General features: G+C 60.4%; 7 protein-coding genes and 1 other RNA gene. 2 read left to right on the top strand and 6 right to left on the bottom strand.

Going from position 1 to position 6,914, the window contains the following annotated elements; genetic code table 11:
• Nucleotides 1–144 precede the first annotated feature (144 nt).
• Nucleotides 145–483: a YbaB/EbfC family nucleoid-associated protein gene (locus ACE04F_RS13905; protein WP_003183512.1), complete on the bottom strand. Its 339-nt coding sequence runs from the start codon at nt 481–483 to the stop codon at nt 145–147.
• Nucleotides 484–545: 62 nt separating this feature from the next.
• Nucleotides 546–2,627 (bottom strand): DNA polymerase III subunit gamma/tau, encoded by a 2,082-nt coding sequence (gene dnaX, locus ACE04F_RS13900; protein WP_486107532.1) that lies wholly within the window; start codon nt 2,625–2,627, stop codon nt 546–548.
• Nucleotides 2,628–2,770: 143 nt separating this feature from the next.
• Between dnaX and ACE04F_RS13895 the strand changes: the two genes are divergently transcribed.
• Entirely contained in the window at nt 2,771–3,532 is a 762-nt protein-coding gene (locus tag ACE04F_RS13895) for a substrate-binding periplasmic protein (protein ID WP_486107530.1), read from the top strand.
• Here ACE04F_RS13895 and ACE04F_RS13890 read toward each other — a convergent pair.
• Nucleotides 3,490–5,226: a putative bifunctional diguanylate cyclase/phosphodiesterase gene (locus tag ACE04F_RS13890; protein WP_486107528.1), complete on the bottom strand. Its 1,737-nt coding sequence runs from the start codon at nt 5,224–5,226 to the stop codon at nt 3,490–3,492. The two genes, ACE04F_RS13895 and ACE04F_RS13890, sit on opposite strands and share 43 nt — an antisense overlap.
• Before the next feature lie 336 nt (nt 5,227–5,562).
• On the opposite strand from ACE04F_RS13890, the gene ACE04F_RS13885 reads away from it, so the two are divergent.
• Nucleotides 5,563–5,877 carry a helix-turn-helix transcriptional regulator gene (locus tag ACE04F_RS13885; RefSeq protein WP_486107526.1) on the top strand — a complete coding sequence of 105 codons (315 nt, stop codon included), beginning with the start codon at nt 5,563–5,565 and terminating at the stop codon, nt 5,875–5,877.
• Between the two features lie 7 nt (nt 5,878–5,884).
• Here the strand turns inward: ACE04F_RS13885 and ACE04F_RS13880 are convergent, their stop codons facing one another.
• From ACE04F_RS13880 to ffs, 3 genes are all read right to left on the bottom strand, one after another.
• A complete protein-coding gene (locus ACE04F_RS13880) occupies nt 5,885–6,175 on the bottom strand; it encodes a type II toxin-antitoxin system RelE/ParE family toxin (RefSeq protein ID WP_486107524.1) in 291 nt (96 codons plus the stop codon).
• Nucleotides 6,168–6,413: a type II toxin-antitoxin system ParD family antitoxin gene (locus ACE04F_RS13875; protein WP_486107522.1), complete on the bottom strand. Its 246-nt coding sequence runs from the start codon at nt 6,411–6,413 to the stop codon at nt 6,168–6,170. The genes ACE04F_RS13880 and ACE04F_RS13875 overlap by 8 nt, the downstream gene beginning before the upstream one ends.
• Nucleotides 6,414–6,612: 199 nt before the next feature.
• Nucleotides 6,613–6,709, bottom strand: an RNA gene (gene ffs, locus ACE04F_RS13870) — signal recognition particle sRNA small type.
• Between the last annotated feature and the right edge of the window lie 205 nt (nt 6,710–6,914).

Here is a 6,914-nt window from a genome sequence, read left to right as displayed (position 1 = left end):
GGATAGGTGATCGCGATGAACATGTGGAAGCGAGCCTGCTCGCGAAGGCGGCCTGGCATTCACGCGAAACATCCGGGCCACAAACAAAAATGCCAGGCGCGATGCCTGGCATTGTATGTAGCCCATCCCGAGCGGGATGGCGAATCAGAACGGCAGCTTCATGCCCGGCGGCAGTTGCATGCCGGCGGTCATGCCGGACATCTTGTCCTGGCTGTTGGCTTCGATCTTGCGCACCGCGTCGTTGACGGCAGCGGCAAACAGGGCTTCGAGCATTTCCTTGTCATCTTCGCTCAAGCCCTCGACCACGCTCGGGTCGATGCTGACGCGCTTGATGTCGTGGCGACCGGTCATGACCACGGTCACCATGTCGCCGCCGGACTTGCCGGTGACTTCGGCGTTGGCCAGCTCTTCCTGCATCTTGGCCATTTTTTCCTGCATCTGCTGCGCCTGCTTCATCAGGCCGGCCATGCCACCTTTCATCATGGGAATCACCTCGAAAGTACGTGGATAAACACAGCGCCCGGCGTTGAGGCCGGCGCTTTCAATTATGAGCCCTGGGTAACCGGGGCCTCGACAGGTTCGATAGTATCGTGACGGACCACGGCGCCGAACTGTTGCATCATCTGCTGGATGAACGGATCGTTGTGGATAGACTCCTCGGCTTCACGTTGGCGGTCGGCACGCCGGCGGGATGCGGCCTGGGCCGGGGTTTCCTGCTCGGGCTTGATCAGCTCGATGGTCAAAGTCAGGGTGCGCTGGTGATACTGGTTCAGCGCATCGTTCAGGCGACGTTGCTGGGTCGCGTTGAACAGCGCACTGTGGGCCGGGTCCAGGTGCAGCAGCCAATGGTCGCCTTCCACCGAAATCAACGTGCAGTTGGCGGCGATGCTGCCGGTCATGCCACTGATCTGCAGTTTCGGGAACAACTCCAGCCATTGCAGCGCCAGCCCGGTGGCCGGCATCGCCGCCGGTTCCGGCTCGGGCTCCGGCGCCGGGTCGGCGGCGTGCTCGCTGGCCAGGTCGTCCAGATAGCTGTAGGCCGAATCCATATCTGGCTCGATGTAGTCCTCATCCAGCGGCGGCTCATCGTCCAGGTCGATGCCCGGCGTGGCGACGGCAACGTCGGCCACCGTCGGCTCAGGCATCGGCGCGGCCACCCACTCGGGCGCATCGGGCACCACGCTGTCAGGCGTGGGCATCGGCATTGGCGGCAGTTCAGGCTGCTCGGCAACAGTTTCCAGCACCGGTTCCACGGCAGGTTGCTGGACGATTTCCGGCTCGACCGGGTCATTCCAGGGCAGGTCGATAATGGCTTCGGCGACCGGCTCGGATGGCGCCTCGACAGCCGGCTCAGGCCGCGACTCGACGACCGGCTCGGGAGTAGCGACGACAGCTGTCGGCTCGGCCACGGGTGCCACCGCTGCCGGGGCAGAAGCTGCTGCCGACGCAACAACGGGCGTGGCAGCCACTGGCTTGGCGGAATCAGCTGTGGCCTGGCTGATCCCCACTGGCTTTAGCGCTTGTCTCGGGGTGTCCGGCGTATCGGCCGGCCGGAACGCGAGCATGCGCAGCAGGACCATTTCGAAGCCGCCACGCGGATCCGGGGCCAAAGGCAGGTCGCGTCGACCGATCAGGCCCATCTGGTAATAGAACTGCACGTCTTCGGCCGGCAGCGCCTGGGCCAATGCCAATACGCGATCGCGGTCCCCGTGACCGTTATCGACACCCTCGGGCAAGGCCTGGGCGATGGCAACACGGTGCAGTACGTTGAGAATTTCCGAGAGCACGCCATTCCAGTCCGGCCCTTGCTCGGCGAGGTGACGCACCGCTTCAAGCAGCGCCTTTGCGTCACCTTCGATCAGCGCGTGCAAGACGTCATAGACCTGGCCGTGATCGAGAGTACCGAGCATGGCGCGCACATCGGCAGCCATGACCTTGCCCTCACCAAAGGCAATCGCCTGGTCGGTCAGGCTCATGGCGTCGCGCATCGAACCATCGGCAGCGCGGCCCAGCAGCCAGAGCGCGTCGTCCTCGAAGGGTACGTTCTCGACGCCAAGGACGTGCGTCAGGTGCTCGACCACCCGTTCCGGCGTCATGTTCTTCAGCGAGAACTGCAGGCAGCGCGACAGAATCGTTGCCGGAAGTTTCTGCGGGTCGGTGGTGGCCAGGATGAACTTGACGTAGGGCGGCGGCTCTTCGAGGGTCTTGAGCAGCGCATTGAAGGAATGGCTGGAGAGCATGTGCACTTCGTCGATCAGGTAGACCTTGAAGCGCCCACGGCTCGGGGCGTACTGCACGTTGTCGAGCAGCTCGCGGGTGTCTTCGACCTTGGTGCGGCTGGCGGCGTCGATCTCGATCAGGTCGACGAAACGACCTTCGTCGATTTCCCGGCAGACCGAACATTCGCCGCAGGGCGTCGAGGTGATCCCGGTTTCACAGTTCAGGCACTTGGCGATGATCCGCGCAATGGTTGTCTTGCCCACGCCGCGGGTGCCGGTGAACAGGTAGGCATGGTGCAGCCGCTGGCTGTCCAAGGCATTGATCAGAGCCTTGAGCACATGGGTCTGGCCGACCATTTCGCGAAACGAGCGCGGACGCCATTTACGTGCAAGAACCTGATAACTCATCGAAAACCGTCGCAACGAAGGAACATAAGCGGCTAATGCTAGCGGAGCAGGGCCGAAATTGCATCCGGTGTACTCGTCTAATATGACTAAGCTTGAATGAGGAGCTCGGTTGTCGACGGGGTTTTGCACAGTCAGGAGAGTTTATGCGCTCAGCCATGGGGGCTTTGCTGTTGCTGGGTACAGGATGTTTTGCCGCCGAAGTCCCCCTGCGCTTTGCCATTACCGATGGCTGGGCCATGCCCATGGTGCAGATCGAACGGGGCCATCCGACCCAGGGCATTCTTCCTGACGTCATGACCAGCCTGGCGACCCAGGTGGGCATGCCAGCCGAGTTTCATGTGCTTGCCCGCGGGCGATTGGACAGCGCCATGGAACACGGCGAAATAGACATGCGATGTTACGTCTCGCCCGACTGGGTGAAGGATAAAGGGGGCGATTACCTTTGGAGTGTCCCGCTGTTCTTTCAGCGCGATGTGCTCGTCGGCGCGGCCCCCGCCACCGCCGGAGTCACACCGGCAACCCTCGCCCAGCAGTCTATCGGCACAGTGCTCAGCTATCGCTACCCGACGCTGCAACCCTTGTTCGACAGCGGCCATCTGCGTCGTGACGACGCGCGCAGCCAGGACCAGGTGCTGGCGAAACTGCTGGCCGGCCGCTACCGCTATGCGGTCAGCAACCAATGGGCACTGGACTGGTTCAATCAACGGCATGGCGCCGACCGGCAACTGCATGAGGTTGCCGTCCTCCAGGAACAGCAATTGAGTTGTTATGTGCGCAATGACCCGGGCATCCCGGCGCAACGCATTCTGCGCACCTTGCTGAAGATGAAGATGTCCGGGGAAGTCGACGCGGTCATCCAGCTTTATACCGGCCGCAACGAAGGGTCGCAGCTCGCCTCTCCCTGACTGCCCGGGCGGGCCTGCCATTGCGACGGCGGGATGAAATCCTTTACCCAGCCCGGTATCTCGTTGGCCGGCATCGGCCGGGCGATGAAGTAACCTTGGGCCACTTCGCAGCCCAGGCGCAGCAACAGTTGGCCATGTTCGAGGCTGTCCAGGCCTTCGGCCACCACTTGCCGGCCAAACGCCCGGGCCAGGCCGATCACCGCCTCGGTCAATGCCAGGTCGTCCCGGTCGTCGAGAATGTCGCGCACGAACGTCTTGTCGATCTTGATGGTTTGCGTGCGCAAATGCTTGAGGTCATTGAGCGAGCAATAACCCGTACCAAAACCGCCCAGTGAGAACCCGACCCCCAAAGCCTGGCACGCTTGGAGGCAGGCACTGACATGGGCGAGGTTTTCCACGGCGACCGACTCTACGATCTGCAGGTCGAGCATCCGCGGCGGCACCGTCGGATGCTGTTCCAACATACGTTGCAGCCGCTCGACGAAATCCGCCCGCTGGAAATGCCGCGCCGAGATGTTGATGCTCACCGGCCAGCCCTGCCCCGCCTGCTGCCATTGCTCAAGCTGGGCCAGGACCTGGCCCATGACCCATTCGCCGATCTCGATAATCAGGTCGGTCTGTTCTACCAGTGGCAGGAATTCGCGTGGCGGCACCAGGCCGCGTTGCGGATGTTTCCAGCGCAACAAGGCTTCAAGACCGACTACCGCTCCGTTGCGCATATTGACCTTGGGCTGGAAATGCAGCCGCAGCTCATCGCCGGCGAGTGCCTGACGAACCCGATCGACGATCTGGTAAGTGGCCCGCACTTCCTTGTCCCGGGATACATCAAACAGATGGAAACGATTGCGGCCGCTCTGCTTGGCTACGTACATGGCCTGGTCGGCGTGGCGCAGTAACGTATCGGCGTCTTCGTTATCCCATGGCGACAACGTGACACCAATACTGGCGAAGACATTGATATTCCTGCCGTCGATGGCGTAGGGCATGGAAACCGCGATCAGGACCCGGTTCAACGCGGCATGCAGCTCGTCCGTTCCAAGCACATGACGCAGCACCAGCACAAACTCGTCCCCAGCCAGTCGCGCCACGACGTCCTCACCACGCACGATACTGCGCAGCCGCCTGGCGACTTCCACCAGCAGCCGATCACCATTGGCATGGCCATAACCATCGTTGACGGCCTTGAAGCCATCCAGGTCGAGCATGCACACCGCCAGCGGCAAACATTCCCCTCGCGAGAATTCCAGAGCCTGGTCCAGCAGCTCGGACAGATAGGTGCGATTGGGTAACCCGGTCAGCACGTCATGCCCGACACGCCATTGCAACGAGTGCAACAACCGGCGCTTTTCGCTGACATCAAAGCGAATCGCCAGGTAGCGCTCGATATGCCCGGTCGTTTCGTCGGCTACCGGTACCAGGGTGGTATCGACCCAATGCAGCGTGCCGTCCTTGGACCGATTGCAGATTTCACCTTTCCAGACGTTACCCAGGGCGATGGTGCGCCACATCGCAGTGAAAAATTCGCTGGGGTGCTGGCCCGAGTTGAGCAACCGGTGGTTGGACCCCAGCAGCTCATCGCGTCGGTAGCCAAACAGGGCGCAGAATTGATCGTTGACGTAGGTGATGCGCCCGCTCAAATCGGTTTCGGAAAAGATCGCGGCGGCGTCAACAGCCCTGCGGTACTTCTTATCCATCGAAGCAGTCATCCATGAGTCAGGCTCGTTTGTCGCGCGCGGTTGCACCGCCCCCGGACGGGCGAAAATCAACTAGGCTCAAATACCTTGAGAAAGCTGGAGCACGGACGCTGGCGGTGCGACCTGCATGCTCCAGGCCCCGCCTTGTGTCGCTGCAAAGAAGCGCGAGCCCCGGTCTTTTCGCACACCCGGCTTCTGAAGCAGGTCACCAAATCCCCATGCCAAAGGCCGATTCTACGAAACACATCACATTTTGCAAAGCAAGGTGATGGAACGCGCGGTTGCCTAATGCGAAAATCTATCGTTAAGTTCTTGATTCTGAATGGGAATTAAGCGATGCAAATTTCAAGTCTGGGCTCGGCCATCAGACGCTACCGCAAAGTAGCGGGGCTTACTCAGGCTGAACTTGGCGAAAAGACCGGTTTTGACCCGAAAACCATCAGCCGCTTCGAGACCGGCACCTACACGCCCAGCGTCGAAGCCTTGCTGCTCCTTGCCGACGTACTGGATGTCCAGCCCAAGGTGTTTTTTGCCGACATGGGTGATGAAGATGAGCAGCGAGCCTACCTGTTCAGTGTCATTCACAAAGCCACTTCGAAGGATCTCGGGAAGCTGATTGCTGCGGTTGAGCAGGCGTTGGCCAAGTCTTGAGGCACCGTCACAGATTCCGAAATGTATCCATCCGATCATGGAGCACACGAACAATCACAACCCCGTAGGTTGTGATTTTGAAGTAAATCATGTGCCGTTCGACACTACGCCGACGGTACCCAACTCGGATTTGGTCACATGCTGGAGCTGTTTCCGGCTGTTGCGCCAGCTCCTGAAACGCCGTGGAGATGATATCGATGTATCGATTGGCCTGCCCTACGCCCCAATGCCGGGCGGTATAGGTCCAGAGTTTTTCGAGATCACGCTCCGCTGCCGGCGCAAGGCGATATTCAGCCATGCGCTTCGAGCATTCTCTTTTTGAATGCATTGGGATCGAATGATTGCGGAGTTCCGCTGGACTCACCCTCTTTCAGGGCTGACCGGATAGCCTCGAGCTCGGCGCTACGCTCCTGCTCGCGCCGAATCAGATCGCGGATGTATTCGCTGTCATTGGTGTAGTGACCCGCTTCGATCTGAGACTTGATCCAGCCGTCCTGCTGCTCGGTAACGGTGATGGTTTTTCGCACGGTACCCATGAATAGCCTCCGGGGAGAATGGCCGATCCAGGCGAAATTATCATACTATTGGTGCGATATCGAGATAGCCACGGCTTATCCCAGCCCAAATCCGGACAATGGAAAACCGCCGCCTCGATCAGACATCGAACCGAGCAGTGAAACAAAATGAGGGATTGGCAAACCTTGCGAACGAAGGCCTGGGGCGTTATGGAGGCAACCCCACCAGCCACACCCCGGCACACAATGTTCCCGCTGTGGCTGCTTCCTTCCGGATCTGACCAGGTTCACGGGTAATCGTTGCGGGGGGACCGATGGGGTCACCATAACGACGCCCGCCTGACGGCGAGCCGCGCCATTGTACCTATCTGACAAGAAGTTACAACCGTTCGTGCGGGATTAAAAACTGATTGAGCTCAAGCACTTGCTTCGGCTGATCTGCACACATCAACCCGGATGCAGGCCGGCCGGACGCTTTCGCGAGCAGGCTCGCTCCCACAGAACAGATCAGTTATCCAACGG

The sequence above is a fragment of the Pseudomonas sp. AGC41 genome, assembly GCF_057334555.1.
This window is presented reverse-complemented; position numbering and strand designations above follow the sequence as displayed.

Bases quoted from the DNA above. Each gene is read 5' to 3' on its own strand.
- ACE04F_RS13905 (WP_003183512.1), bottom strand. From the start codon at position 483: ATGATGAAAGGTGGCATGGCCGGCCTGATGAAGCAGGCGCAGCAGATG.
- dnaX (WP_486107532.1), bottom strand. From the start codon at position 2,627: ATGAGTTATCAGGTTCTTGCACGTAAATGGCGTCCGCGCTCGTTTCGC.
- ACE04F_RS13895 (WP_486107530.1), top strand. From the start codon at position 2,771: ATGCGCTCAGCCATGGGGGCTTTGCTGTTGCTGGGTACAGGATGTTTT.
- ACE04F_RS13890 (WP_486107528.1), bottom strand. From the start codon at position 5,226: ATGGATAAGAAGTACCGCAGGGCTGTTGACGCCGCCGCGATCTTTTCC.
- ACE04F_RS13885 (WP_486107526.1), top strand. From the start codon at position 5,563: ATGCAAATTTCAAGTCTGGGCTCGGCCATCAGACGCTACCGCAAAGTA.
- ACE04F_RS13880 (WP_486107524.1), bottom strand. From the start codon at position 6,175: ATGGCTGAATATCGCCTTGCGCCGGCAGCGGAGCGTGATCTCGAAAAA.
- ACE04F_RS13875 (WP_486107522.1), bottom strand. From the start codon at position 6,413: ATGGGTACCGTGCGAAAAACCATCACCGTTACCGAGCAGCAGGACGGC.